The sequence below is a fragment of the Levilactobacillus tangyuanensis genome, assembly GCF_003946545.1.
Classification (GTDB): Bacteria; Bacillota; Bacilli; order Lactobacillales; family Lactobacillaceae; genus Levilactobacillus; species Levilactobacillus tangyuanensis.
On sequence record NZ_RHOA01000004.1, the window covers coordinates 123,844 to 148,916 of the forward strand.

29 protein-coding genes are annotated in these 25,073 nt (G+C 48.6%); 24 read left to right on the plus strand and 5 right to left on the minus strand.

Annotated elements, in window-relative coordinates; all coding sequences use genetic code 11:
• Positions 1-20 precede the first annotated feature (20 nt).
• From glyA to EKM96_RS05175, 22 genes are all read left to right on the plus strand, one after another.
• The gene (gene glyA / locus EKM96_RS05070; RefSeq protein ID WP_191987342.1) at positions 21-1,295 is read left to right on the plus strand and encodes a serine hydroxymethyltransferase; all 1,275 of its coding nucleotides are present in this window, start codon (positions 21-23) and stop codon (positions 1,293-1,295) included.
• A gap of 91 nt (positions 1,296-1,386) precedes the next feature.
• Positions 1,387-2,016 (plus strand): uracil phosphoribosyltransferase, encoded by a 630-nt coding sequence (gene upp / locus EKM96_RS05075; protein WP_125640674.1) that lies wholly within the window; start codon positions 1,387-1,389, stop codon positions 2,014-2,016.
• A 351-nt stretch (positions 2,017-2,367) separates the two neighbouring features.
• Positions 2,368-3,081, plus strand: a complete 714-nt coding sequence (gene atpB, locus EKM96_RS05080; RefSeq protein ID WP_125640677.1) for a F0F1 ATP synthase subunit A — start codon at positions 2,368-2,370, stop codon at positions 3,079-3,081.
• A 39-nt stretch (positions 3,082-3,120) separates the two neighbouring features.
• Complete coding sequence (gene atpE, locus EKM96_RS05085; protein WP_125640680.1) at positions 3,121-3,333, plus strand: F0F1 ATP synthase subunit C; 213 nt, start codon at positions 3,121-3,123, stop codon at positions 3,331-3,333.
• Between the two features lie 49 nt (positions 3,334-3,382).
• Positions 3,383-3,898 carry a F0F1 ATP synthase subunit B gene (gene atpF, locus EKM96_RS05090; protein WP_125640683.1) on the plus strand — a complete coding sequence of 172 codons (516 nt, stop codon included), beginning with the start codon at positions 3,383-3,385 and terminating at the stop codon, positions 3,896-3,898.
• The gene (gene atpH / locus EKM96_RS05095) at positions 3,888-4,430 is read left to right on the plus strand and encodes an ATP synthase F1 subunit delta (RefSeq protein WP_125640686.1); all 543 of its coding nucleotides are present in this window, start codon (positions 3,888-3,890) and stop codon (positions 4,428-4,430) included. The genes atpF and atpH overlap by 11 nt, the downstream gene beginning before the upstream one ends.
• A 31-nt stretch (positions 4,431-4,461) precedes the next feature.
• Positions 4,462-6,006 (plus strand): F0F1 ATP synthase subunit alpha, encoded by a 1,545-nt coding sequence (gene atpA / locus EKM96_RS05100; RefSeq protein WP_125640689.1) that lies wholly within the window; start codon positions 4,462-4,464, stop codon positions 6,004-6,006.
• Positions 6,007-6,035: 29 nt separating this feature from the next.
• On the plus strand, positions 6,036-6,938 hold the full coding sequence (locus EKM96_RS05105) for a F0F1 ATP synthase subunit gamma (RefSeq protein WP_125640692.1): 903 nt from the start codon (positions 6,036-6,038) through the stop codon (positions 6,936-6,938).
• Between the two features lie 22 nt (positions 6,939-6,960).
• Positions 6,961-8,376, plus strand: coding sequence for a F0F1 ATP synthase subunit beta (atpD, locus tag EKM96_RS05110; protein WP_125640695.1), 1,416 nt, complete (start codon positions 6,961-6,963; stop codon positions 8,374-8,376).
• 13 nt (positions 8,377-8,389) lie between these two features.
• The gene (locus tag EKM96_RS05115; protein WP_125640698.1) at positions 8,390-8,809 is read left to right on the plus strand and encodes a F0F1 ATP synthase subunit epsilon; all 420 of its coding nucleotides are present in this window, start codon (positions 8,390-8,392) and stop codon (positions 8,807-8,809) included.
• Positions 8,810-9,005: 196 nt separating this feature from the next.
• A complete protein-coding gene (locus EKM96_RS05120; protein ID WP_061776820.1) occupies positions 9,006-9,236 on the plus strand; it encodes a DUF1146 family protein in 231 nt (76 codons plus the stop codon).
• Between the two features lie 27 nt (positions 9,237-9,263).
• Complete coding sequence (gene murA / locus EKM96_RS05125) at positions 9,264-10,571, plus strand: UDP-N-acetylglucosamine 1-carboxyvinyltransferase (RefSeq protein ID WP_125640701.1); 1,308 nt, start codon at positions 9,264-9,266, stop codon at positions 10,569-10,571.
• 127 nt (positions 10,572-10,698) lie between these two features.
• On the plus strand, positions 10,699-11,706 hold the full coding sequence (gene mreB, locus EKM96_RS05130; protein ID WP_125640705.1) for a rod shape-determining protein: 1,008 nt from the start codon (positions 10,699-10,701) through the stop codon (positions 11,704-11,706).
• 24 nt (positions 11,707-11,730) lie between these two features.
• Entirely contained in the window at positions 11,731-12,045 is a 315-nt protein-coding gene (yidD, locus tag EKM96_RS05135) for a membrane protein insertion efficiency factor YidD (protein ID WP_125640707.1), read from the plus strand.
• A complete protein-coding gene (locus EKM96_RS05140; RefSeq protein ID WP_125640710.1) occupies positions 12,038-12,262 on the plus strand; it encodes a DUF2969 domain-containing protein in 225 nt (74 codons plus the stop codon). The genes yidD and EKM96_RS05140 overlap by 8 nt, the downstream gene beginning before the upstream one ends.
• A 96-nt stretch (positions 12,263-12,358) precedes the next feature.
• Positions 12,359-13,564 carry an FtsW/RodA/SpoVE family cell cycle protein gene (locus EKM96_RS05145; RefSeq protein WP_125640713.1) on the plus strand — a complete coding sequence of 402 codons (1,206 nt, stop codon included), beginning with the start codon at positions 12,359-12,361 and terminating at the stop codon, positions 13,562-13,564.
• 15 nt (positions 13,565-13,579) lie between these two features.
• Positions 13,580-13,882 carry a glycine cleavage system protein H gene (locus tag EKM96_RS05150; protein ID WP_125640716.1) on the plus strand — a complete coding sequence of 101 codons (303 nt, stop codon included), beginning with the start codon at positions 13,580-13,582 and terminating at the stop codon, positions 13,880-13,882.
• 106 nt (positions 13,883-13,988) lie between these two features.
• Positions 13,989-14,837, plus strand: coding sequence for an SPFH domain-containing protein (locus tag EKM96_RS05155; protein ID WP_125640719.1), 849 nt, complete (start codon positions 13,989-13,991; stop codon positions 14,835-14,837).
• Positions 14,838-14,868: 31 nt separating this feature from the next.
• On the plus strand, positions 14,869-15,843 hold the full coding sequence (locus EKM96_RS05160; RefSeq protein WP_125640722.1) for a DUF2785 domain-containing protein: 975 nt from the start codon (positions 14,869-14,871) through the stop codon (positions 15,841-15,843).
• Positions 15,844-15,917: 74 nt separating this feature from the next.
• The gene (locus EKM96_RS05165) at positions 15,918-17,060 is read left to right on the plus strand and encodes a D-alanine--D-alanine ligase family protein (protein ID WP_125640725.1); all 1,143 of its coding nucleotides are present in this window, start codon (positions 15,918-15,920) and stop codon (positions 17,058-17,060) included.
• Positions 17,061-17,121: 61 nt separating this feature from the next.
• The gene (locus EKM96_RS05170) at positions 17,122-18,726 is read left to right on the plus strand and encodes a glycerophosphodiester phosphodiesterase (RefSeq protein ID WP_125640728.1); all 1,605 of its coding nucleotides are present in this window, start codon (positions 17,122-17,124) and stop codon (positions 18,724-18,726) included.
• Between the two features lie 352 nt (positions 18,727-19,078).
• Complete coding sequence (locus tag EKM96_RS05175) at positions 19,079-19,936, plus strand: helix-turn-helix transcriptional regulator (RefSeq protein ID WP_125640731.1); 858 nt, start codon at positions 19,079-19,081, stop codon at positions 19,934-19,936.
• 65 nt (positions 19,937-20,001) lie between these two features.
• Here EKM96_RS05175 and EKM96_RS05180 read toward each other — a convergent pair whose 3' ends face one another.
• From EKM96_RS05180 to EKM96_RS05195, 4 genes are all read right to left on the minus strand, one after another.
• Positions 20,002-20,481: a universal stress protein gene (locus EKM96_RS05180; RefSeq protein ID WP_125640734.1), complete on the minus strand. Its 480-nt coding sequence runs from the start codon at positions 20,479-20,481 to the stop codon at positions 20,002-20,004.
• 95 nt (positions 20,482-20,576) lie between these two features.
• Entirely contained in the window at positions 20,577-20,864 is a 288-nt protein-coding gene (locus tag EKM96_RS05185) for a hypothetical protein (RefSeq protein ID WP_125640737.1), read from the minus strand.
• A gap of 299 nt (positions 20,865-21,163) precedes the next feature.
• Positions 21,164-22,435 (minus strand): replication-associated recombination protein A, encoded by a 1,272-nt coding sequence (locus tag EKM96_RS05190; protein ID WP_125640740.1) that lies wholly within the window; start codon positions 22,433-22,435, stop codon positions 21,164-21,166.
• 17 nt (positions 22,436-22,452) lie between these two features.
• Entirely contained in the window at positions 22,453-22,914 is a 462-nt protein-coding gene (locus tag EKM96_RS05195) for a YueI family protein (protein WP_125640743.1), read from the minus strand.
• A gap of 73 nt (positions 22,915-22,987) precedes the next feature.
• On the opposite strand from EKM96_RS05195, the gene EKM96_RS05200 reads away from it, so the two are divergent.
• Together EKM96_RS05200 and EKM96_RS05205 are read left to right on the plus strand one after the other, a co-directional pair.
• Positions 22,988-23,587 carry a DUF1054 family protein gene (locus tag EKM96_RS05200; protein WP_125640746.1) on the plus strand — a complete coding sequence of 200 codons (600 nt, stop codon included), beginning with the start codon at positions 22,988-22,990 and terminating at the stop codon, positions 23,585-23,587.
• 160 nt (positions 23,588-23,747) lie between these two features.
• The gene (locus EKM96_RS05205) at positions 23,748-24,674 is read left to right on the plus strand and encodes an outer membrane protein assembly factor BamB family protein (RefSeq protein ID WP_164510974.1); all 927 of its coding nucleotides are present in this window, start codon (positions 23,748-23,750) and stop codon (positions 24,672-24,674) included.
• Here EKM96_RS05205 and EKM96_RS05210 read toward each other — a convergent pair.
• Positions 24,661-24,840, minus strand: coding sequence for a hypothetical protein (locus EKM96_RS05210; protein WP_125640751.1), 180 nt, complete (start codon positions 24,838-24,840; stop codon positions 24,661-24,663). The genes EKM96_RS05205 and EKM96_RS05210 overlap by 14 nt on opposite strands.
• Between the last annotated feature and the right edge of the window lie 233 nt (positions 24,841-25,073).

The window sequence follows — 25,073 nt, forward strand, 5'->3', positions numbered from 1 at the left end:
TGAGCAGAAAATTTGGTAAAATGAAACCAATTACTGTTCAGGAGGGACCGCCATTGAATTTTAAAGAGAAAGATCCAGCTCTTTGGGGAGCTATTGCCAAGGAAGAACAACGACAAGAGGACACCATCGAACTGATTGCTTCGGAAAACATTGTGAGTCAGGCCGTTCGGACGGCACAGGGGTCGGTGTTGACCAACAAGTACGCGGAAGGTTATCCAGGCAAACGTTACTATGGTGGCACCCAATACATCGATATCGTTGAGCAACTGGCGATTGACCGGGCCAAGGAATTGTTTCACGCGGAGTATGCGAACGTGCAGCCACATTCCGGTTCTCAAGCTAACCAGGCGGTCTATGCAGCGCTCCTGAAACCGGGAGACACCATCCTGGGGATGAGTCTCGACGCGGGGGGCCATTTGACTCACGGGGCCAAGGTTAACTTCTCCGGGAAGCTTTACCAAACTTACGGTTACGACTTGAATCCCGACACAGAACGACTGGATTTTGACGCGATTCGTGCTCTGGCACTGAAGGTTAAGCCCCAACTGATCGTTGCCGGCGCGTCCGCCTATTCCCGGACGATTGACTGGCAGGCTTTCAGGGCCATTGCCGACGAGGTCGGTGCTTATCTGATGGTCGACATGGCGCACATCGCCGGCCTGGTTGCTGCCGGACTGCATCCCAGTCCCGTAGGCATTGCCGACGTTGTGACGACCACTACCCATAAGACCTTGCGTGGACCCCGTGGGGGGCTCATCTTGTCTCAAGAAAAGTACGCCAAGCGGTTGAATTCGGCGGTATTCCCGGGGACGCAGGGGGGACCTTTGGAACATGTGATTGCCGGGAAGGCTGCGGCCTTCTTTGAAGATTTACAACCAGAGTTTAAGGACTATGCCCAACGGATTATCGACAATGCGCGGGCGATGGCAACGACCTTCGCCGATCTGCCAACGGTTCGAGTGGTGTCTGGTGGGACCGACAATCATCTGATGACGTTGGACCTTTCGGCAACCACGTTAAATGGGAAGCAGGCGCAAGATTTGTTGGATAGCGTGATGATTACCACTAATAAGGAAGCCATTCCTAACGAAACTCTGAGTCCATTCAAGACCTCTGGCATTCGTCTTGGAACCCCGGCCATTACGACTCGTGGCTTCACCCCAGCCGATTGTCAACAGGTTGCGAAGATGATTGTGGAAACACTCCTTAATCCAGAAGATGAAGCCGTTTTGAACCGGGTTCGTTCACAGGTCCGAGAATTGACGGCAGCTCATCCATTAACAGTGTTACCTTAATTTTGAAAAAAACGTTTTCATTTGAAATTTTTCCGCTGTAATGCCGTAGATAATGGTACAATTGTAAGAAATCACAAAGGAGCGTTTATCCATGGGGAAGTTTCAAGTTCTTGACCACCCGTTGATTCAACACAAACTGACAATTATTCGGAATAAGAGTTGTGGTACTCGTAGTTTCCGGGAAGTTGTTAACGAGATCTCAACTTTAATGGCCTACGAGGTTTCACGCGATATGCCATTACAAGATAAGACGATCGAAACGCCGGTGGCGAAGATGACAGCCAAGGAACTTGCAGGTAAGAAAGTGGCCATTGTGCCAATCTTACGAGCAGGGATCGGCATGGTTGATGGTATTCTAGAATTGATTCCAGCCGCCAAGGTGGGTCATATCGGGATGTACCGTGATGAAGTCACCCTTCAACCCCATGAGTATTTTGTTAAGTTACCTTCTGACATTGATCAACGACAGGTATTCGTTGTCGATCCAATGTTGGCAACCGGTGGCTCGGCTATTATGGCCATTGATGCGCTGAAGAAGCGTGGTGCCAGCAACATGAAGTTTGTCTGCTTGGTCTCTGCCCCAGAAGGGGTTAAGGCCTTGCAGGAAGCCCATCCAGACGTCGACATTTACACGGCGGCCTTGGATGATCACTTGAACGAGGACGGGTACATCGTCCCTGGTTTGGGCGATGCTGGTGACCGGTTGTTTGGGACAAAATAAACTTAGTAAGGTTCGGCTAGTTTACTAGCCGAACCTTTTTTGTTTTAATCTTTCGTTTGGAAATGGTTATGAAAACTGAAATTGTGTGCGTGCGCAAGTAAATTATGGAAGCGATAACAATCCTTTTATCATTGATTTCAAATGTGAGTCCCATTTATTGAAAATGTTCAATTAATTCCACAAATAGTCTTTGTTTTTTAGGGGATTTGGTGGTATCATTTTTAATGTGTTTGAGCGGTATTTCTTTCGCTCAAAATTTCGCAAGCTCTGTGATTTCGCGTCCGTGCGTTAGGGCAAGGATTTCCCGGTTTATTGCGTACATATGTAGTTCATGAAAAGAGGTGATATTTGGTGGGAAATGGTACAGTTGCAACCTTTCAATTATTCGGACTGACGTTCAGTGTGGCAAACCTTGTCTCAGGGGCGATAGTTTTCTTGTTGGCAGTCATCTTCGTTTTCGCAACGACTCGGCACATTACGATGCGGCCCTCTAAAGGGCAAAACGTGATCGAATGGCTGATGGACTTCACCAATGGGGTCTTGAAAGGAAACCTTCCAGCAAACGAAGTGCGTGGCTACGGACTTTGGGGATTTACACTATTTATTTTCATTTTTCTATCGAACCAACTTGGGTTGTTCTTTAACCTGATGATTAATGGTAAAGCTATTGTTCGAAGCCCAACTTCTGATCCGGTAGTTACGATGACACTGTCTATGATGACGGTTATCTTCGCCAACTACTCTAGTATTCGTCGCTGGGGTACCAAAGGATACTTAACTAGTTTCGTGAAGCCACTCTGGTTCTTCTTCCCAATTAACATCTTTGAGGAATTGAGTAGTTTTCTGACGTTAGGTCTTCGTATCTTCGGGATTATTTACTCCGGTGAAGTTCTGTTGGAAATGATTTGGCAGTTAGCTGAATCACATGGTATCTTTACGATGGCGTTGTCTCTGCCAATCGAAATGATTTGGCAAGGATTCTCCGCTTTCCTAGGTGCCATTCAAGCCTATGTATTTATCATGTTGTCGTCGGTTTATGTTGGTCGAAAGCTTCAAGAAGAATAATTTCTGGATGTTTTTTAAATTTAAGGAGGAAACAAGATTATGGGTGTTTTAGCAGCGAGTGTAACTATGTTTGGTGCCGCTATTGCTGGTGCGTTCGGTGACTGTATCGTTATTTTCAAGACTTTGGAAGGCATGGTTCGTCAGCCCGAAATGGCCGGTCAATTACGTAGTACGATGTTTATCGGTGTTGGGTTAGTTGAATCAATGCCTATCCTGGGCTTCGTTGTGTCCTTGATGTTGATGAACAAGTAATCATGGTTTTATTATCAACTGATTTGACAGTAAAAGGAGGTGTCAATAGATGCTCTTACATTTAGCGGTTGCTCGGACCCTTTACAATGGCGATACCATCTTTTACGCAGTGAGTTTCATTCTGTTAATGTGGATTGTTAAAGTCCTTGCTTGGAAACCAGTTACCAAGATGATGCAAGATCGTTCTGACAAGATTTCCGATGATATCGACAACGCCGAGAAGTCACGGAAAGATGCCGCGGCCATGGCCGAAGAACGAAAGGCAGCCTTAGCTGGTTCACGAGTTGAAGCTCAGACAATTGTTAAAGATGCCAAGGAAAATGGTCAACAACAACGGGAGCAAATCGTTACCCAAGCACAGACCGATGCTCAGTCACTGAAAGATAAAGCGCAGAAAGACATTGCGCAAGAACGTGAGGATGCATTGGCTAGTGCGCGCAACGACGTAGCGGATCTATCTGTTGAGATTGCTTCCAAACTTCTTCAAAGAGAATTAAAGGCTGATGATCAAAAGGCACTAATTGACTCTTATATTGAAGGGTTGGGAGAACAACATGAGTCTTGATAAGGCAACTGTAGCGAAGCGCTACGCACGTGCATTGTTTGAATTGTTGTCTGAAAAAGACCAACTGGAGTCCGGCATGGCAGAGTTGAAAGAACTCCGTCAGGTCTTCCAGGACAATCCAAAGTTAAGTACCGTACTTTCGGATACAAGCGTAAAAGCTGGCGATCGCGAGGCCTTATTGCAAGATCTCTCTAAGACAGCATCTCCCTATATCAAGAATCTTATCCAGATGGTTTATGAGTACGGTCGAATGGATACAATGGTTGCGATCATTGATCAATTCAAACTGTACTATAACGAAGCAAAACATATTGTGGATGCGCAAGTTACCACGGCTGTGGCAATTTCCGATACGCAACGTGACCAAATCGCGACTGCATTTGCGAAGCGAGTTGGGGCTAACCAGGTAAACTTAACGAGCCAGGTTAATCCGGATATTATTGGTGGCGCGATTGTTAAATCCGCTGGCATGATTTTTGATGGGAGCTTACAAGTTAAAATTCAAAAGTTACGGCAGCAACTGTTGGCATAACGAATTTCATAGGTAAAGAGGTGAAACTTTCATGAGCATTAAAGCTGAGGAAATCAGTGCTCTAATTAAACAACAATTAGAGGGCTACGAGGATGAACTCTCAGTTGAAGAAACTGGTACAGTAACTTACGTTGGTGACGGGATTGCCCGGGCCCACGGTTTGGACAACGCCTTACAAGGTGAGTTGCTATTGTTTGATAATGGGGTTTATGGGATGGTCCAAAACCTCGAAGCTAGTGACGTTGGTATCGTTATCTTAGGTGATTTCACTGGAATCACTGAAGGGGACACGGTTAAACGCACTGGTCGTATCATGGAAGTTCCCGTTGGTGATCAATTAATTGGCCGGGTTGTTAACTCCTTGGGTCAACCAATTGATGGTAAAGGGGACATTAAGACCGATAAAACACGGCCAATCGAACACAAGGCACCCGGCGTTATGGAACGTCAAGGGGTTAATGAACCTCTGCAAACCGGGATTAAAGCTATTGACGCGTTAGTTCCAATTGGCCGTGGTCAACGTGAGTTGATCATCGGTGACCGTAAGACTGGTAAGAGTTCGATCGCGATTGACACGATCATTAACCAAAAGGGTCAAGATATGATTTGTATCTATGTCGCTATTGGTCAAAAGGACTCCACTGTCCGTTCGCAGGTTAGAACTTTAGAGAAGTACGGCGCTATGGACTACACGATTGTTGTCAGTGCTGGTCCTGCATTGCCTGCTCCACTTCTATACATCGCACCATATGCTGGTGCCGCTATGGGTGAAGAGTTTATGCATGCTGGCAAGCAAGTTTTGATTGTCTACGATGATCTGACGAAGCAAGCCGATGCTTACCGTGAACTTTCACTTATCTTACGGCGTGCGCCAGGTCGTGAAGCGTACCCTGGGGATATTTTCTATACCCACTCCCGTTTATTGGAACGGGCTGCTAAGCTTAGTGATGAGCTTGGTGGTGGTTCGATGACGGCCTTGCCTGTCATTGAAACTAAGGCTGGGGACGTTTCTGCATACATCCCTACGAACGTTATTTCCATCACCGACGGGCAAATCTTCCTGAACAGTGATTCCTTCTATTCAGGGGTTCGTCCAGCTATGGATGCCGGGACTTCTGTTTCCCGGGTTGGTGGTGACGCTCAAATCAAGGCCATGAAGAAGGTTGCTGGTTCGCTGCGGTTGGACTTATCTGCCTACCGTGAGCTGGAAGCCTTTGCACAATTCGGTTCCGACTTGGATGCTGCCACCCAAGCTCGCTTGAACCGTGGGGCCCGGACCGTTGAAGTTCTGAAGCAAGGACTTCACGAGGCCGTTCCCGTAGCCAAAGAAGTTATTATCTTATACGCACTGGCTCACCGTCATTTAGACAAGCTTGAGTTGGAAGACGTTTTACGTTATCAAAATGAATTGTTTGAATTCATGGATAACTCGTACAAGTCCCTTGAGGACACGATTACGGAAACCGGGAACTTGCCAGAAGGCGACACCCTGGACGATGCAATCAACGAGTTCGATAAGACTTTCCAACCTACCAAGCATGGTGATGCTGCAGCAGATAATGGTTCGGCTAATTAAGTTGCTTGAAGGAAGGATGGTGAGGAAAAATGGCTGAATCGATTCATGATGTCCAACATCGGATTAATTCCACGAAAGCTACGCGGCAAATTACGGCTGCGATGCACATGGTTTCTACTGCGAAGTTGAACAAGATTCAGAAGCATGCTAGGGGCTATCAAGACTATGTCTCAAAGATCAAGTCCGTAGTTCTGCGTTTATCTCAGTCTCAACTGTTTGAACATTCCTCAAGCAAATTACAGTCAGACCGTCCAGTTAAGAAAACGGCTTACTTGGTTGTGACTTCCGATCGCGGTATGGTTGGGAGCTATAACAGTAGCGTGCTTCGTGAGGCTAATGAGTTTATCGAAAACCGGACACCAAACCCTGACGACTACATGATTTTGGCCGTTGGTGGGACTGGTGCGGATTTCTACAAGAAGCGTGGCGTTAATGTTGCTTATGAATATCGTGGCGTGAGTGATGTTCCGGAATTCAATGAAGTTCGGGAGATCGTGAAGACCGTGACGACGATGTATGACAGCGAAGTCTTTGATGAACTCTTCGTTTGCTATAATCATTTCGTGAACCGCATTTCATCAAGTTTTCGTGCTGAGAAGACGCTTCCCGTTGACCGTGAGACGTTAGAGTCCGATGCCGTGGATGATTCCGCAGCATCGGCTAACCTCGCATCGGATTATGAAACGGAGCCGTCAGAAGCCGAAGTCTTAGAAACCATTTTGCCGCAATACGCGGAAAGCTTGGTTTACGGCGCTATTCTGGACGCGAAGACTTCCGAACACGCATCAAGTACGAACGCGATGCAATCAGCCACTGATAATGCTGATGATTTGATCAGCGACTTACAATTGCACTATAATCGTGCACGGCAAGCTGCGATTACGACTGAAATCACAGAAATTACCGGTGGTCAGGAAGCCTTGAATAATTAATGACGGGAGGAATTAACGAATAATGAGTGCTGGTAAAGTTATTCAAATTATCGGACCAGTTGTTGACGTTGAATTCCCACTGAACGATGAATTACCCGACATCAATACCGCCCTCAAAGTTAAGAGGGACGATGGTAGTGTCTTAGTAACTGAAGTTGCCCTTGAACTGGGTGACGGGGTTATGCGGACCATCGCCATGGATGGTACTGAAGGTCTTCGCCGCGGAATGGAAGTAGAAAACACAGGTGCTTCTATTTCAGTTCCAGTTGGTGACGACACCTTAGGTCGTGTGTTTAACGTTCTTGGGGATCCAATTGACGGCGGTGCCGAATTTGGAGAAGATGCGCAACGGATGCCAATTCACCGCGACGCACCAAAGTATGACGAATTGAACCCAACGACTGAAATTCTTGAAACGGGGATTAAGGTTATTGACTTGCTCGAACCTTACGTTCGTGGTGGGAAGATTGGGTTATTCGGTGGTGCCGGTGTTGGTAAGACCGTTTTAATTCAAGAATTAATTCACAACATTGCCCAAGGCCATAACGGGATTTCCGTCTTCACCGGTGTTGGTGAACGGACCCGTGAAGGTAACGATATGTACTGGGAAATGAAGAGCTCAGGAGTTCTGAAGCAAACGGCCATGGTTTATGGTCAAATGAACGAACCTCCTGGTGCCCGGATGCGGGTTGCCTTAACTGGTTTGACCATTGCGGAATACTTCCGTGATGTTAAGGGCCAAGATGTTCTGTTGTTTATCGACAACATCTTCCGGTTCACGCAAGCTGGTTCTGAAGTTTCCGCCCTATTGGGCCGGATTCCTTCAGCCGTTGGTTACCAACCAACGCTGGCAACTGAAATGGGTCAATTGCAAGAACGGATTACGTCAACGAACAAGGGGTCAATCACCTCTATTCAAGCCGTTTATGTTCCTGCCGATGACTACACCGACCCTGCTCCAGCAACGACTTTTGCTCACTTGGATGCAACGACCAACCTGGAACGTTCATTGACTCAACAAGGGATTTATCCTGCCGTGGACCCATTGGCTTCAACGTCAACGGCCCTGGCACCAGAAATCGTTGGGGAAGAACACTACCATGTTGCCACCGAAGTTCAACACGTCTTGCAACGGTACCATGAATTACAAGACATCATCTCTATCTTAGGGATGGATGAACTGTCTGAAGAGGAACAAACGATCGTTAACCGGGCACGTCGGATTCAATTCTTCTTGTCACAACCATTTACGGTTGCTTCTCAATTCTCTGGTTTACCAGGGAAATACGTTAAGTTGGAAGACACCATCGAAGGGTTTAAGCAAATCCTTGATGGTAAGTACGATGACTTACCAGAAGATGCCTTCCGTAACTGTGGTGGCGTAGAAGACGTTGTGTCTAAGGCAAAAGAGATGAACGACGCGGTTGCAAATAATTAGGGAGGGATTCTAATTGGCTGATAATAAACCAGTTTTATCGATTAGTATCGTAACTCCCGACGGCCGAGTCTATGAACATCAAGGGGACTTCTTAGTCGTTACCACGGCTATCGGTCCATTAGGAATTTTGCCTAAACACGTTCCCGTCATCGCCACCTTAAAGGTCGACGAAGTCCGGGTTAAGTACGGTGAGGAACAAGATCGCATCGCGGTCAACGGAGGCTTTATCGAGTTCTCTGACGATACCGCAACGATCGTTGCCGACAGTGCTGAACGTCAAAGCGAGATTGATGTCAAGCGGGCTGAAAGTGCCCGTCAACGTGCTCAAGAGACGATCAAGCAAGCTAAGGCTTCGCATGATACGGATTCTTTGGCTCGTGCCGAAGTGGCTTTGCGCCGGGCTATCAATCGAATTAACGTTGCCAACCACTAATTTATTAGTGGTTGCAACGGTTAGAGTCCTTCCCATTTTGGGGAGGACTCTTTTTATTGGCATTTGTCAAAATTCGCAGGCAATTTGTTCAAATAAAAATTGTAATATTACAAACGCCGCTTTCATGGGATTTTCGGGGGACAAGCCCGAAAAAATATGCTATAGTTGACGAGAATGTTCAGAAAGGAACGAAGTCATGAAGCAACTAGGCGTGCAAGGAATTTTAACTATCGTTAGTCATCTCTTTTTTATTGCCATCGCCTTTTGGGCGATCTCAGGTTTACATATCGAGAGATTAATGACTTTTTATCCACGCCAGTCGCGATTATTAATTGTGATGTTAGCGGTGGCTATTGGTTTTGGCTGCAGCTCGTTTTTTCTGGACTTCATCGATAACGTTCGTAACCTGGGTTACTTGGTCAAGTAAACCCATAAAATTCTTTGGAGGTATCCCATGGAAAAAATTGTCGTTCATGGTGGGAACCGCTTAACTGGTGTTGTTCAGATCGAAGGCGCTAAGAATGCTGTTTTGCCTATTTTGGCAGCCTCAATTCTTGGTGAAGATGGACTCACTCACTTAGCAAATGTTCCGGTTCTGTCTGATGTTTATACAATGAGTAAGGTTTTACGCTTCTTGAATTTAAAAGTTGATTTCGACGAGGATGCTCGCGAAATGACTATCGACGCCACTAACCAGATTTCTAGTGAAGCGCCGTTCGAATATGTTTCTAAGATGCGAGCTTCTATCGTTGTCATGGGGCCACTATTGGCTCGGTTGGGTCATGCCCGCGTTGCCTTACCTGGTGGCTGTGCCATTGGGACGCGACCAATTGACCTGCACCTGAAGGGCTTGGAAGCCTTAGGTGCCCGAATCGAACAACACGATGGCTATATTGAGGCTTTCGCCGATGAACTCAAGGGAAGTCATATTTACCTCGACTTCCCAAGTGTTGGGGCCACGCAGAATATTATGATGGCGGCTTGTTTGGCAAAGGGGACCACGGTGATCGATAACGTGGCTCGCGAACCAGAAATCGTTGACCTCGCCAACATCTTGAACAAGATGGGCGCCAAGGTCTTCGGTGCCGGTACTGAATCCATTCGGATTGAAGGCGTTAGCGAGATGCACGGGACGGATCACAGTGTGGTTCAAGACCGGATCGAAGCAGGGACCTTTATGGTCGGTGCTGCCTTGACTCAAGGTAACGTGCTGATCAAGGACGGCATTGTTGAACACAACAAACCTTTAATTTCTAAGCTTCGCGAAATGGGCGCACAAGTAACTGAAGAACCAGCCGGTGTGCGAGTCATTGGACCTAAGAAATTACAACCAACTGACGTTAAGACGTTACCATACCCTGGCTTTCCAACTGATATGCAACCACAAATGACGGTTCTGCAGTTGGCTGCCGAAGGGACCAGTACCATGACGGAAACCGTTTTTGAGAATCGCTTCATGCACCTGGAAGAACTCCGGCGAATGAACGCTGAATATCAAGTGAACGGGCGGACCGTCGTGATGCATGGACCAACCGACTTCAACGGCGCTGAAGTGGCGGCAACCGACTTACGAGCTGCGGCGGCATTAGTTCTGGCGGGGTTAGTGGCCGATGGTTACACGCAAGTGACTAATCTGAAATACTTAGACCGTGGGTACTATGACTTCCACAAGAAGTTAACCGCGCTGGGTGCAGAGGTCAAGCGAATCACGGTTAACGATAACGATACCGTTGTTTTAAACAACGCTCACGTTAACAACTAATACGTAAAATGAGGGGTGGCTTTTGGCCACCTTTTTCTTTGATTTGAGAAACCATTTAGAGTTTCTCTAGATTATGGTATAATGAAATGTTGAAAATTGGCACTAACAATCAGGAGGACGCATAAGTATGGCGAATGACATTGGAATTGATCTGGGTACGGCAAACGTTTTGATCTACGTTGTCGGCAAGGGGATCGTATTGAATGAACCGTCTGTCGTAGCAATTGATACGAAGACGGATAAGGTCCTGGCCGTGGGATCAGAAGCATATCGAATGGTTGGCCGGACACCAGGCAATATCCGGGCCATTCGTCCATTGAAGGACGGTGTGATTTCCGACTTTGATATTACCGAAGCAATGCTTTCATACTTCATTAACAAGTTGAGTGTGAAGGGCTTCTTATCAAAGCCAAACATCATGATCTGTGCTCCAACGAACATCACGGAAATTGAACGCAAGGCGATTATTCAGGCGGCTGAAAAGTCCGGTGGCGCAAAGGTTTATCTTGAAGAAGAACCTAAGGTAGCCGCTCTGGGTGCCGGCATGGATATCTTTAAGCCTAGCGGTAACATGGTAATCGACATGGGTGGTGGGACTAGTGACATCGCTATCCTTTCACTGGGCGATATTGTGGCTAGTCGCTCAATTCGAGTGGCTGGTGACCGGATGAATACTGAAATTGTTAACTACCTGAAGCACAATCATAATTTAATCATTGGTGAACGGACGGCCGAAAACGTTAAGATTACAATCGGAACGGCCTATCCAGAACCTGGTAACGAAGAAAAGACCATGGATGTCCGTGGCCGGGATTCCGTCAGCGGAATGCCAACTACAGCCACGATTACGGCTGCTGAAGTTGAAATTGCCATTCATGACTCAGTCGACCAGATTGTGGCCGGCGCCATGGCCGTGCTGGAAACCACACCACCAGAGCTGGCCGCGGACATCATTGACCGCGGGATCATGTTGACCGGTGGGGGTGCCCTCTTAGACGGTATCGATAAGCTCTTCTCAGAGCGTTTGACGGTTCCCGTCATTATCTCCGAGGATCCATTGGACAACGTCGCTAAGGGTGCCGGAGTCCTGTTAGAACACATGGATACCAAAGGATCAAAGAAGAACAGTAACTAAAAATGATGTAAGGGGGCAGGTTTTATGCTACGGCAACTCTTCAGCCTGTTAGTTCGGGGATATCAGCGGTTCATTTCCCCACTGTTTCCACCGAGCTGTCGGTATTATCCGACTTGCTCAAATTACATGTTGCAAGCGTTGGCTAAGCACGGCGCCGTTAAGGGTGGCCTGATGGGAATTGCCCGTATTCTACGGTGCCATCCCTTTGTGCACGGGGGAATTGACCCGGTGCCGGACCACTTCACGTTGCGTCGTAATGTGGTGGCCCAGAAGGCTTACCGTGAAGCCATGCAACTAGACCAACCCCTTACGCAATCAAAGGAGAGCCTGCATGAGTAAGCGAGAAAAATCAGTAGAAGTCACCATCGACGAGCAGAAGCTCCCGGACGGCCAGACCATGTCCGTTCTGAAGATTGGCGATGAAACCATTGGGACGGTCAGTCCTGTCGAAGATCGGTTGGAAGCGCAGTTAAACGATGGCGATGTCTATCGTGTGAAGACGGTCGACGAGGGTGTTGAACTCTTGCTTCGGGATTACCATTTACACCGGGGTTAATAAATTTTAGTAAAGTTGGCCGGAGTGACGCAAGTTTGTTCACTGCGGCCTTTATAATTAAGACAAAATCTTAGTTTGAGTTAAGGAGCAATCATAGTGGCAAAGAATGCGACAGAAAAGCGTGGCGAAGTTGACTCGCGAATCGACTGGGGCATCATCTTCTGTGTCATGATGCTCGCGTTGATTGGGCTGGCCTCTATTTATGTGGCGGCCACCCATGATAGTAGTGCGACCAGCATTACGTCCGCGGTTATTTCCCAGTTGGCATGGTACATCATTGGGACCATTGCCATCGTGATTATTATGCAGTTTGATTCGGAACAGTTATGGAAGGTGGCCCCGGTTCTCTACGGGATTGGGATCTTCCTGTTGGCGGCCGTCCTGGTCTTTTACAGTCGGGCGTATTTCGCCAACACCGGTGCTCGGAGTTGGTTTGCCATCGGGTCGTTAACGTTTCAACCTTCAGAAGTCATGAAACCCGCCTTCATCTTGATGTTGGCCCGGGTGGTGACGGAACACAACAATGATTTTCCCGTTCATACGGTGCGGTCGGACTGGCGGCTAATTGGTAAGCTCATCCTATGGACCTTACCGGTGGCGGTACTCTTGAAGCTTCAAAATGACTTTGGGACGATGCTGGTCTTCTTCGCCATCGTTGGTGGGGTGATTCTGGTTTCCGGAATCACCTGGAAGATCATCGCACCGGCTTTCGGCGGAATCGCTGTAGTCGGCGGGACGGCCTTAACGTTAGTGACGACCGACTGGGGTCGTAAGATTCTGGAGAAGTTTGGCTTTCAAGCCTACCAATTCTCCCGGGTTGACACCTGGTTGCATCCATCTGCGGATACGTCTAACCAGGGTTACCAACTCTGGCAAAGTATGAAGGCGGTTGGTTCTGGGGGCATCTTTGGGACTGGCTTCAACGTGTCCCACGTGTATGTTCCCGTCCGAGAATCCGATATGATTTTCTCCGTTATTGGGGAAAACTTCGGTTTCATTGGGGGCTGTGTCCTGATATTCTTGTATTTCTTATTGATTTACCAAATGATTCGGGTCACCTTTGATACCAAGAATGTGTTCTACGCGTACATCTCAACTGGGGTTATCATGATGATTCTCTTCCACGTGTTCGAAAACATTGGGATGAGCATTGGTCTGTTACCACTGACTGGGATTCCGCTGCCATTTGTTAGTCAAGGGGGGTCGGCATTGATTGGTAACCTGATTGGGATTGGGTTAATCATGTCAATGCGGTATCATTATAAGAGTTACATGTTTAGTCGAAATAAAGCTTTCGAATAAAAAGGAGCGCTTAGCATGAGTGAAATGGTCAAGTATTTCTGGACGGCAGCAAGCAACGACGGCACCCGCATTGGTTTAACCAGTGAGGGGCAAGACGAACTAGGGACCATCAAGTTTGCCAAATTACCCGACGTGGGTGATCAGGTGACCAAGGGTGATAACCTATTGAGTGTTGAAGCTGACAAAGCGGTTTCAGACATTCAAAGTCCCGTAACCGGGACGGTCACGGCGGTTAATCCCGCCCTTACCGATGATTTCGCGGCCTTAAATGGTAGCGACACTCAGGCGGCTTGGTTCGTCGATGTTCAAGAAGATTAATTAAGTTAAGCGACCGGCCACCTTCCTTGAGAGGGTGACCGGTTTTTTAGTGGTTTCGTTCATTGTCGGGTATAATAGAACCAGTTATGGGGATGGAGGAAATCACATGCAAGAAAAAAAGGTGTTTCATTTAAATGGTTACCTTGGACTAGTGCTGGTTTTGATTCTCCTTGGAATCGGTGGTGGACTCGTTGTTCAGGTCAGCCGACCACTCGGCGCGTTGTTGATTATCGTGGCATTGATTGCGGCCAGCAGCTTGACCATCATTGGACCTAATCAGGCCAAGGTTTTAACTTTTTTTGGTCGATACATCGGAACGATTCGTGAGTCGGGACTGTATCTTACGGTGCCGCTTACCAATAAGGCGACCGTTTCTCTTCGGGTTCGCAACTTCAATAGCGCCATTTTGAAAGTTAACGATTTGCGGGGGAATCCGGTGGAGATTGCCGCCGTCATTGTGTTTAAGGTGGTTGATACCAGTAAGGCCTTGTTTGCGGTTGAAAATTACGAAGAGTTTGTGGAAATTCAAAGTGAATCGGCTATTCGGCACGTGGCCTCGGAGTATGCCTACGATAACTTTACGGACGACGCAGAGTTGACGTTAAGAAGTAATCCATCCGAGGTATCTAATCGGTTAACCAAAGAGCTCCAGGAGCGCTTGAATGTGGCCGGCGTTGAGATCGTGGAAACGCGATTGACCCACCTGGCCTATGCCACGGAGATCGCCTCGGCAATGTTGCAGCGGCAACAATCGCAGGCGATCCTCTCGGCCCGTAAGATTATCGTTGAAGGGGCGGTGTCCATTACCGAGGGCGCCATCGAACGGTTAGAGGCCGAGACGAGTCTGGACTTGTCGGATAATCAGAAGTTACAATTAATCAATAATATGATGGTTTCAATTATCAATGAACGCGGCTCGCAACCCGTTATCCACACGGATCGAGTCGAACCATAGGATGAGATAAAAACAACTGGAGGTTGCTGGAATGGACGAACAGATAGGGGCGTTAATGACCCAAATCGAAGGGCTCAACGCTGAGGTGAAAAATGGTGAGGTTTACCAGTCGCTAGGCCGACGGCTGGGCGAGTTGATGGACGGCATTCATCGGCGTCGGCGCACAGAAGTTGAGTTGCCGGATGATGAAGATGGCATCGATGAAATTCTGGCCAACCTGAAGGGACAACTGCAGGTGAATGACCCGGTTAATCTGCCTTTCCGTAAGATGCGGCAACTCATTCAACACCTGGGATCACCGGATCCTCTGATTCGTTACCAAGGAGTGAATTTCACCATTTACGATGCCTTACAGCAAAATGCCCTGAGTTCGGAACAGTTACTCTTTATCTTTAACCAGCTCACACAACCCGAAGATCTATTTGCCCATTCGTTGGAACCGGCTAACGCGGCCGTCTTTGGTCGGTCGGGCCGGATTAATTTGCTGGCGGTGCTCTTACACTTTGTGGGGGAGAATCAACAGGTCGCCTCGAAGATCGACTGGCATCAGCTAGTCATCCTGGCCACGACCGCCGTTTGTTTAGAGACCGACACCCGGGGATTTATCAATCATCAGGGATGGGCCCATACTTTCGCGGCGTTGACCGATCTGTTGGTGGTGTTAGCGGCCAGTGATCGGCTGGACCGGGCTGACAAGCTCTTCTTGATGGTAAGCATGATTGAAAGGCTGCGTCGGTTAACGACCCCTTTGATTTATGGGGAGAACGATCGGATGGCGGCCTACTTTATTGACCTTGCTAACCGGCACACCCTCTATGAACAGACGCTGGTCATGGTGCTACAACAATGGCGTAAGGCGGTGGCCTTACATCGCCGGCCAGATACCATTGCTGGATGGAATCGGTTCTTCAATCGCAAACGGTTATTGGATTCATTTCGGTTGCATAAGGATCTGCCCAAGAGTCTAGAGGATTATTTGAACTCAACGATTGACTTTTTGGGCTGATCCGCTACGCAAATTTTATTAAAAATGGTATACTGTAGGCTAACCGAAATTTATACGATAGGATGAGTGACAACATGGAGACGAAAACAAAGTTACACGTAGGTCTATTATTCGGTGGCAATTCCTCGGAGCACGACGTTTCAAAGCGTTCTGCACACAACATCTACGATGCAATGGACAAGTCACGTTACGACGTTAGTTTATTCCTACTGACGCGGGGCGGATTTGTTCTGAGTGACGCGGCATCACGCCGGGTCTTTGATGGTGAGGATGAAGCCGCAGTGGCAACTGAAGAGTTGTCCAAGGTAGACCGGTCTAACCCATTGGCACCCATTTGGAATTTATCCCAAGCAAAAGACATTGATGTTTTCTTCCCAATTATTCATGGTAACTTGGGTGAAGACGGTACGATCCAAGGGCTTTTCCGTTTGTTGAAAAAACCTTTTGTGGGGAGTGGCGTCTTAGCATCAGCCGTGGCTTTTGATAAGGATATGACGAAGCAAGTCTTGACGACACATGGGATTCGGAACACGAAGTACCTTGTGCTGACGCCTAACAATCGGGATCGTTACGATTACGAAACGGTTCAAGAAAAGTTAGGGACTAACGTCTTCATCAAGCCTGCAAACCAGGGTTCATCAGTTGGGATTCATAAAGCCAGCAACGCTAAGGAATATATTGAAGGCATTTCCGATGCCTTCCGGTATGACTACAAGGTGTTGGTTGAACAAACCATTGACGGTCCTGAAGAAGTTGAAATTTCCATTTTGGGTAACGAAGAACCTAAGGCTTCTCGACTTGGCGCCATCCGGGTGCCTAAGTCAGATGTTTTCTACGACTACAACAATAAGTTTGTGGACGCCAGTGGCGTCACCTTTGAAGTACCGGTTGAGTTACCGGCCGATTTGACGGCTGAAATCACCTCAATGGGTCTTGAGGCGTACAAGGCTTTGGGCTTAAAGGGGATGGCTCGGATTGACTACCTCGTGTCTAAGGATGGGGTTCCTTACATCGGGGAAGTGAACACCTTGCCTGGTTTTACCAACATCAGCCTGTACCCACAATTGTGGCAGGCCACGGGTATTAGCTACACGGACTTAATCGACAAACTAATTGGTTTGGCACAAGATGAGTTTGAGGTGCAAGACGAATTGGCTTACGATTTCATTCCGTTGGATGATAACTCGGCAGCATCGACCTTTAAACCAAAGAAATAACGTGATTTAGAATCGGTTGGGCGATGCGCTCAATCGATTTTTTTATTGGAGGAGATTCTTGATGCGAGAACATTGGCATGAACTGACCACCGCCTGGAGACGCGGATTAACCCCAGGACTGACCTGGGGGTGGCTTGTCGTGGTTGTTGCGTTAACCGGTTTGCGCTGCCTAGGGGAGCGGCCAGGGTGGACGCCGAGCCAGGTGCTGGGCATTTTGGGCACGTTGGTGATCATTGCCGGCCAGTTGGCCACATTATCGCTGACCTTCAGTCATCCTGAACGGCCGGTGACGTGGGCAAGGGTTTGGCAACTCGTCTGGGATTTTAAGGGCACCTGGTTGGGTCTTGAGATGGCCCTGACAGTGTTGATGGTGCCTTGGGGGCTCTTTGGACTGAGCAGCCAGTTGGTGGCACGGGTTTGGCTGCCCAGTCGTTGGGTGAACCTAGTCGGGCTCCACCGGCGTCCGGTGGTCATTACTGTTGCCATCATCTACCTGTTAGTTACTACATTTTGTCTCATTCGCGGCCCCCGAGATTTCCGTCGGCTGACGCCTGGGTTACGCCATCCTGGTCGGGCTGGTCAAATGATCCGGGGGATTATTGTGAGCCTTGGTCTGCTGGGACTGTGGTTCGGTGGTAGCCAGTTAATGGTCGCCGGGGTCAAGCGCCTGGGATTCGGCACCGAGAATCTGGTAAGACTGGCCACGGCGGCGGGGATTATGCTCAGCTGGATTGGCTTTCAGTGCGTTGCCATCCTGGGGGTCACCACGCTGATTTGGTGTTGGTGCGGGGCGCCCAGTCTGCCGATGATCCGGCGTGATAGACGCCATTGGATTGGCGTCACCATTGTTGCGGTGGCCTTGGCGAGTGGGGTGAGCTGGCAAACGATGATGGCTCGGCCGGCCTTCGCAAACTCGGCCGTGATTAGTCACCGAGGCGTTGACCATGAGCAGGGCGTTCAGAACACGCTGGGGGCCTTGCGGCGTATTCACCGAGAACGGCCAACCTTTGTAGAGATGGACCTGCACGAGACCCGTGACGGCCGGTGGGTGGTCCTACATGATGAGACACTGGCAACCCTGGCGAAACGTCAGGTAACACCGCGACAATTGACCCTACGTCAACTTCAACGATTAGAAATTACAGAGAATGGCCAGCACGCGCACCTCGCAAGTTGGTCGGACTATCTTCGGTTGGCGGAGCGGTTCCATCAACCGTTGTTGGTGGAAATAAAGACGACGTCGGCGGATTCCGCTAACATGGTACAACGCTTCGGTAGGCTGTATGGACAGCGGTTACGGCGTGATGGGTCGCGCGTTCACTCCTTGGATTATCGGGTAGTTGCAACGCTCCGCCGACAGGTACCGAAGCTAGCGGTCGGGTATATTACCCCGTTCAACTGGGTTAATCCCCAGTCGATGCCAGCCGACTTTTACTCCCTTCAGCAAATATCAGTGAGTCGGCAGTTTATTCTGGCAGCCAAGCAACGGGGGGGCGCGGCGTATGTTTGGACGCCGGATTCACGAGCGGCCATGACACGGAGCTGGGAATTAGGCGCCGACGGCCAGATTACCAATAATCTTCGGCAATTACGGCAGGTGACCGATCAGGCGCCTTGGCGGGCTAGCTGGGCCATTCTGCAAAACTTCATTTACAGTTATATCTAATGAGCCGCTAATTAGGTTGTCCACCAATTAGCGAACGATCACAACAAATATTGTGATTTTCTACGCATTAACTGACTAAATATAAATATATTTATGCCAAAATGAAAAAGTGGCCTAGACAGATGAGAGTTCCTTCATAATAACGTATATTACTTGTAATCACTGGTAGAACGCTTATTATAATAATTAATGATAAAGCAACCGGACTAGGCCATTCAGTTTTCAATGATTTTTTCACAGGCTTGGTAAATTAGCGGCGAACTAGTTTCATCAATCGCGCTTTGCATAATGTTCGGTTTTATCAGATAAATCGGCAGTTGACCAACGTTACGCTTTGTGAGGGAGAGAAGACATGCGTCTACTAGGGAGTAAAGTTAAACAATATCGTAAACAGAAAAATTTATCACAGCAGGAGTTAGCTGATGGCATCTGTACTCAGGCCACGGTGAGTCTGATGGAGAAGAAAAATAAGGTGCCAAGTATTAAGATCATTCTGCAAATTTGCCGCCGCCTAAACGTTTCCTTGAATGATGTGTTATCCGGCCTGGGGAGCGGGATGGACGAACAGTTTGAGGCCATTTCGTTAGCTATCCGCCGTGGGGATTACTTGAGTGCCGATGGGTTACTTGGCAAGCTAAACATGAGTAATGTCCAGAATTCCTTCGATCGGGAACGGTATCACTATTATCGCGGTTTCGTTGAGTTAGGGGCTAAACAACGTCCGGATGAAGCCATTTTCCACTTTAATCTCTTGTTGCACCGGTCATACCGGATGCCTTGGGACCTCTATGCCATCGTCGGTAATGTGGGGATGGCGGCCGCCTACATGGAACGGCATGAGCTCGAGAAGGCCCGGTATTACCTCAACGAGGCGATGACCTACTTAGATGACTTCGAATGGCACGATGAAGCCAACTTTAAGCGGCTTATTTGGGCGCGTTATCGAATGGCTCAAATGTACCTGGAGTTAGAGCAACCGCAACTTGTGATTGAAAATGTGGAATCCGCTTTGACGGCGGTTAAGCATCAAGCATCGCTTTACTTAATTGACGTGCTCTACGAAGTTCGGGGCCAGGCGGAACAAGCACTATTGGCAACGGCTGCCGCTAAACGTAGCCTCATGATTGCGAAGACGTTGGCCTTGGTCACCCACAACGTGGCCTTACAGGAACGGCTGGCACCTTCGTTAGGATCACTGGTTGCCGATTAACTGAATCCATAGAAAAACGCCACTGCAGTGATTGCAGTGGCGTTTTGTGTTTAAGAAACAAAGACTTATTTTTCTGGGTGTTGTGCCTTAGCAGGTTCGTTATCCAAATCCGTCCGCACAACGATCACATCGCAAACGGCCGTACGAGTGACGTATTCAGTGACAGATCCAATCAAAAGGCGTTCAACGGCATTTAAACCGGTGGCACCAATCATGATTAAATCAGTATCGTTATCCCGTGGAACATCGCGGGCAATAATGGTCTTAGGAGCCCCATATTCGATGGCGTAGTCAACATTGTCCAAGCCTTCAGCCTTGGCATCGGCCACGTACTTATCGAGGGTCTTCTTGGCCGTTTCGGTAACTTGTTCGACCATGCTGGTATCAAAACTAGAAATGTTTTGGAAAGCCCGGGTGTCTACAACGTGAACGAGATGTAAATCAGCATCGTTACGCTTAGCCACAGCAACCGCTTTCTTGAAAGCTAATTCAGCCTCGTAAGAACCGTCAACTGGAACTAAAATGTGTTTATATTGTTGTAACATATTGCTCACCTCTCATTACTTTATACTCTTATCATACGTTATTTAGGGGTAAATAAAAAGTAAATTAGCAAAAAAGGTCACGGATATGTAAACGGTTAACTCTTTGGTAGCCAACGAACCAGGATAACCTGCAGGCTGACGATGATAATGATACCGACCAACAGGACGGCAGCAATGAAAACCGTATTATTTAAAAAAGTTGCGATGGCGGATAGAATCCCCACAATTAAGAGCAGAACGCCACCCGTCGCAACGACTTTGCTCAGGGCAGGGGTGCTTTCCGGGTGAAAGACCAGGAAAGTTCGCTGCCGATGGCTAAACAGATACCAGCCAAACCACAGGGCGATCAGGGTATAACAAATCATTAGAATCGTAATGGCCACAAGGGATGCCTCCTTCATTTTTGAAAAGAAAAGGACCATTCAATGGAATGGCCCTCAAAGCTAGGCTTTGAATGATCTAAGTGGTGCCGTTAATTGTCTAGTCATGTTGACCCGCGATGACAATGCAGGGGGGAAAGCTTGATAGAGCGTCTGACTTCCAAGTGATAAGGCCTGTCATGTTCTCTACCGTTAGACATTCCCGTTTAAGAATTACTTGTTCGGCAACTTGTAGTGAGACAACGCGTACACCTTAGAACCAATTGTATCTTAGCATATAAATATCTAAATTTCAATTAGGGTTACTGGTTCGCTTTACGCAACCGGTGGTACTGTTCAGCCAGCTGGGATTCAAAGCGACCATTGGTCTTGGGTTGATAGTATTCGGATCCCTTCAAACCGGCAGGTAGATAGTCTTGTTTCACCCAGTCATTTGGAAAATTGTGGGGATATTTGTAGTCGTTACCGTGGCCAAGTTTCTTAGCGCCGGCGTAATGGGCATCCTTTAGGTGGTCCGGAACGGCCCCGTTATGGCCGGCGTTCACATCGGTCAGGGCGGCATCCATGGCCACCATGGCCGAGTTGGACTTGGGTGAGAGGCAGAGCTCAATGACCGCGTTGGCCAGCGGAATTCGACCTTCGGGCAGGCCCAATTGCTGGGCCGCCTGAACGGCTTGTACCGTCCGCGAGGCCGCCGGTGGATTCGCCAGTCCGATATCCTCGTAAGCGATCACCATAAGTCGCCGACAAATAATTGGTAGGTCGCCGGCGGCCACGAGCTGCGCGAGGTAGTGGAGCGCAGCATCGGTGTCGCTGCCCCGAATGGACTTCTGAAAGGCCGATATGACATCGTAATGCGCATCGCCATTCTTGTCGCCGGCGATGGCCTTGCGTTGGAAGCATTCCTCGGCAATGGCCTGGGTGATGTGAATGGTGCCGTCTTCGTCCGCCGGCGTTGATTGGGCGGCCAGTTCGAGGCCGTTCAACGCGCTTCGGAGATCGCCGTTCGTGGCGCCCGCCATGAAGCCCTTGGCGTTATCGTCCAGTTGAATAGGGAGCTTTCCCAGCCCGCGTTCGGAATCGTTAAGTGCCCGGTCGAGCGCCGTTTCAATATCGGCCAACGTCAGGGGCTTCACCTCAAAGATCTGCGTCCGACTGCGAATGGCCGGATTGATATTTATATAGGGGTTCTCGGTGGTCGCCCCAATCAAAATGATGCGGCCACTCTCTAAATGGGGAAGCAAGAAGTCTTGTTTGGTTTTGTCCAGCCGGTGGATTTCATCCAACAGGAGGATGACCGTGCCGCTCATCTTGGCTTCTTCGGCCACGATCTGCAGATCCTTCTTAGAGTCGGTGGCGGCGTTCAGTTTACGGAAGGCGTATTTAGTGGACCCGGCGATGGCACTGGCAATACTGGTTTTTCCAGTGCCAGGGGGACCGTAAAGAATCATCGAGGATAGTAGCTTGGCCGCAACCATCCGGGCAATGATTTTTCCGGGGCCCACGAGGTGTTGCTGGCCGACAACGTCACTCAATCGTTGTGGTCGCATGCGATAGGCTAATGGTTCAGACAATGGGGAGACTCCTTTCACTAATGACGCCGCCAAAGTCGCTGCCACCATGAACGCTTGGGTTCGTTAGTGGCTGGCGTTGTCGTTACCTTTGGCGGATACTTTTTACTGAGACTAATGGGATTCTGATTGATGGCATGGTCGCTCGCCACGATGAGGCCGAGCTCGTCAGGGGCTGTGCCATAGATGGCTTCCTGCCGGATGGTGAGGCGAACCTGATGCTGACTTGCCAGCTTGAGGTAGGGCGCCAGGTCGGCCTGATCAATATGACCATTGAGGATTAATTGGTAATCCGGATGGGCGGTGATCTCCGTGGTGAATGCGTCAAGGTGTTGATGACTGGTTACTTCCGCGATGGTCATCATGAGGGAGACCCGCTCACGGAAGGTCCCGAGGTAGTGTCGCTGTTCATCGGGATTGACCTTGGGCGTGCCGTACTGTGCGTTTTGAATATGCTGTTCCATTAAGCTTTTCTCCGCCATCCAAATGCCTCTTTTCAATGTAGTTAGACTAGTATACCATGGAATTAAAATTGGGTTCAAAGGAGGAGTTGGCATGTATCAGGACCAAGATTTTCGGGTGTTTAATGATCCCACGTTGCCCGGTCGATTGGGCAAGATCCAATCAGAAATCGATCCCAAGTTCTTGAAAACGGCGGCGGACCTGCAGCCCGTCTTCGCCGAATTGGCGATGCCCATCTACGAGCATGTGTCGTTGCACCGGCGTCGGACTAAGAATCCGCCGACCGATACCTGGGTGGCATTTAGCACATCCAAGCGGGGATACAAGATGCTTCCCCACATTGAGATAGGTTTTTGGGATGACCGGTTCTTTATCTGGTTAGCCGTCTTGCAGGAGGCCAAGAATCGTCAGGCCTTATTGAGTCAGCTGAAGGAAGATCTGGTGCTGCAATTACCGGCGGATTTCGAATGTGGTGGCGATCATACCGATAAGAATTCTGGGCGGCCCCTGACCCGAGAAAATTATCAGGCACTGATGGCGACCCAGATGGATCGCCGGGCTGAGTGGCAGGTCGGCCGCAACTTCTTACGGGGGAGTGACTTCTTCCGGTTGCCAGCTGACCAACAGGCACAAAGCATTCGAGACGATGTGCGGGCATTGCTACCGGTCTATGACCAATTGATTCGTTTGTAAGGAGACTTAACCGGTTATCGAAATATTGAAATCTTTATTACTTTTAAGATAAAATCTGCTAAAATGATATTGAGTAGAACGTTTAAAGTATCAACCGTACTCATCTAATAATTATTTCATTACAACTTCATTTGGAAGCTGAATGATTGGAGGAATTTCCATGGGAATTTTTAGTGGTTGGAAAAAGCATCGCCATGAAGATAAGAACCAGTCGACTGCGCCAGAATCATTGGCAACAAAAGCAACGGGAACCCCACAAGTCCAGTGGACACGCGAATTTGAACAGAGCCTGTACGTGGTGAGAGTCGATCAGGATGGTCAGGCAATTGTTGGGGGCGCCAATGGCTTCGCCGCAAAAATCAGTCCAACACAAGAGACGCTTTGGTCTCATCGATTTCTGAGTGCGATTCGGGCCCTGACCGTTGATCACCAGAACAATTTATTATTTGGTGACATATCAGGCGATCTGTCTAAATTTAATCGTCAATTAGAAGCGGACTGGACCAATGATCTGTTGAACCGCTATATTGTGACTATGGCCGCCGACAATCAGGATAATATTATTGTCGGTAACGTGACCGGTCAATCAGTTCAGAAGGTCACGAAGGCTGGTGGATTAGATTGGACCACCAGCTTCGACGCACCGATCGATACGTTGGCCTGTGATGGGAAGGGCAACACCTATGTTGGGTCAAATGGCGTCGTGACCAAGTTGGATGCCGATGGCCAAGAACAGTGGCAACAGCCGGTTACCGGCAAGATGCAAAATATCGTGGTCAACGATGCCATTTGGGTGGCGACTAGTGGTGTCCTCTTCAAATTCGATTTTGACGGCAACCAAGTCTGGTCAACGTCCGTCGGTGGTCGTAATTCCGTGTTAGCCGTTGGCCCGAGTGGGGACCTGTATCACGTTTACCAAACCAATGATCGGCGGACGGCGTATGAACGCTTGGCCGCGACGACTGGTGACCTGGTCTGGGAGACCACCAGTGACGCCAGCGCTTTACCGGTATCTGTGAGTGCCGGCAAGCAGGGACTGTACGTGGTCTTCAGCAACAATACGCTGCAATTGATTAGTGAAAAATAGGGAAAATAAAGGGATTCAACCACGATGTAAGTTCGTTGTTGAATCCCTTTTTCGGTGAATTAGTCGTCCGGTGGTCGGTGAGTCGGTTGTGAAGCGTGATGATCAGCGACAGTGAGTTCAGGATAATTGCCGTCGACAGCAAAATCGTCGTGAGCCTTTTGGTCATCGTCAAACCTCCTCGATCCATCTAGTATCAGTATATCTGACGTAGTGAATTTGGCAATACTCCTTTGGTCAGGGGTACTTTGTAGGAAGCATGCACAAAAAGGACTCTACTATACTTGGTGTTGATGATAACCCATTAATACTAATTTCTTTATATGGCAGATTGCAAGAAATAACTTGAACAAATTTAGTAACGCAGATCACGCAAAAAGATCTCAATCGGTGTTCGCCAAT

Bases quoted from the DNA above. Each gene is read 5' to 3' on its own strand.
- upp (WP_125640674.1), top strand. From the start codon at position 1,387: ATGGGGAAGTTTCAAGTTCTTGACCACCCGTTGATTCAACACAAACTG.
- EKM96_RS05200 (WP_125640746.1), top strand. From the start codon at position 22,988: ATGTATCAGGACCAAGATTTTCGGGTGTTTAATGATCCCACGTTGCCC.
- EKM96_RS05195 (WP_125640743.1), bottom strand. From the start codon at position 22,914: ATGGCGGAGAAAAGCTTAATGGAACAGCATATTCAAAACGCACAGTAC.
- glyA (WP_191987342.1), top strand. From the start codon at position 21: ATGAAACCAATTACTGTTCAGGAGGGACCGCCATTGAATTTTAAAGAG.
- EKM96_RS05180 (WP_125640734.1), bottom strand. From the start codon at position 20,481: ATGTTACAACAATATAAACACATTTTAGTTCCAGTTGACGGTTCTTAC.
- mreB (WP_125640705.1), top strand. From the start codon at position 10,699: ATGGCGAATGACATTGGAATTGATCTGGGTACGGCAAACGTTTTGATC.
- EKM96_RS05150 (WP_125640716.1), top strand. From the start codon at position 13,580: ATGAGTGAAATGGTCAAGTATTTCTGGACGGCAGCAAGCAACGACGGC.
- EKM96_RS05140 (WP_125640710.1), top strand. From the start codon at position 12,038: ATGAGTAAGCGAGAAAAATCAGTAGAAGTCACCATCGACGAGCAGAAG.
- atpH (WP_125640686.1), top strand. From the start codon at position 3,888: ATGAGTCTTGATAAGGCAACTGTAGCGAAGCGCTACGCACGTGCATTG.
- atpF (WP_125640683.1), top strand. From the start codon at position 3,383: ATGCTCTTACATTTAGCGGTTGCTCGGACCCTTTACAATGGCGATACC.
- EKM96_RS05210 (WP_125640751.1), bottom strand. From the start codon at position 24,840: ATGACCAAAAGGCTCACGACGATTTTGCTGTCGACGGCAATTATCCTG.
- EKM96_RS05120 (WP_061776820.1), top strand. From the start codon at position 9,006: ATGAAGCAACTAGGCGTGCAAGGAATTTTAACTATCGTTAGTCATCTC.
- EKM96_RS05205 (WP_164510974.1), top strand. From the start codon at position 23,748: ATGGGAATTTTTAGTGGTTGGAAAAAGCATCGCCATGAAGATAAGAAC.
- EKM96_RS05155 (WP_125640719.1), top strand. From the start codon at position 13,989: ATGCAAGAAAAAAAGGTGTTTCATTTAAATGGTTACCTTGGACTAGTG.
- atpA (WP_125640689.1), top strand. From the start codon at position 4,462: ATGAGCATTAAAGCTGAGGAAATCAGTGCTCTAATTAAACAACAATTA.
- atpE (WP_125640680.1), top strand. From the start codon at position 3,121: ATGGGTGTTTTAGCAGCGAGTGTAACTATGTTTGGTGCCGCTATTGCT.
- atpD (WP_125640695.1), top strand. From the start codon at position 6,961: ATGAGTGCTGGTAAAGTTATTCAAATTATCGGACCAGTTGTTGACGTT.
- murA (WP_125640701.1), top strand. From the start codon at position 9,264: ATGGAAAAAATTGTCGTTCATGGTGGGAACCGCTTAACTGGTGTTGTT.
- yidD (WP_125640707.1), top strand. From the start codon at position 11,731: ATGCTACGGCAACTCTTCAGCCTGTTAGTTCGGGGATATCAGCGGTTC.
- EKM96_RS05175 (WP_125640731.1), top strand. From the start codon at position 19,079: ATGCGTCTACTAGGGAGTAAAGTTAAACAATATCGTAAACAGAAAAAT.
- EKM96_RS05105 (WP_125640692.1), top strand. From the start codon at position 6,036: ATGGCTGAATCGATTCATGATGTCCAACATCGGATTAATTCCACGAAA.
- EKM96_RS05160 (WP_125640722.1), top strand. From the start codon at position 14,869: ATGGACGAACAGATAGGGGCGTTAATGACCCAAATCGAAGGGCTCAAC.
- EKM96_RS05170 (WP_125640728.1), top strand. From the start codon at position 17,122: ATGCGAGAACATTGGCATGAACTGACCACCGCCTGGAGACGCGGATTA.
- EKM96_RS05165 (WP_125640725.1), top strand. From the start codon at position 15,918: ATGGAGACGAAAACAAAGTTACACGTAGGTCTATTATTCGGTGGCAAT.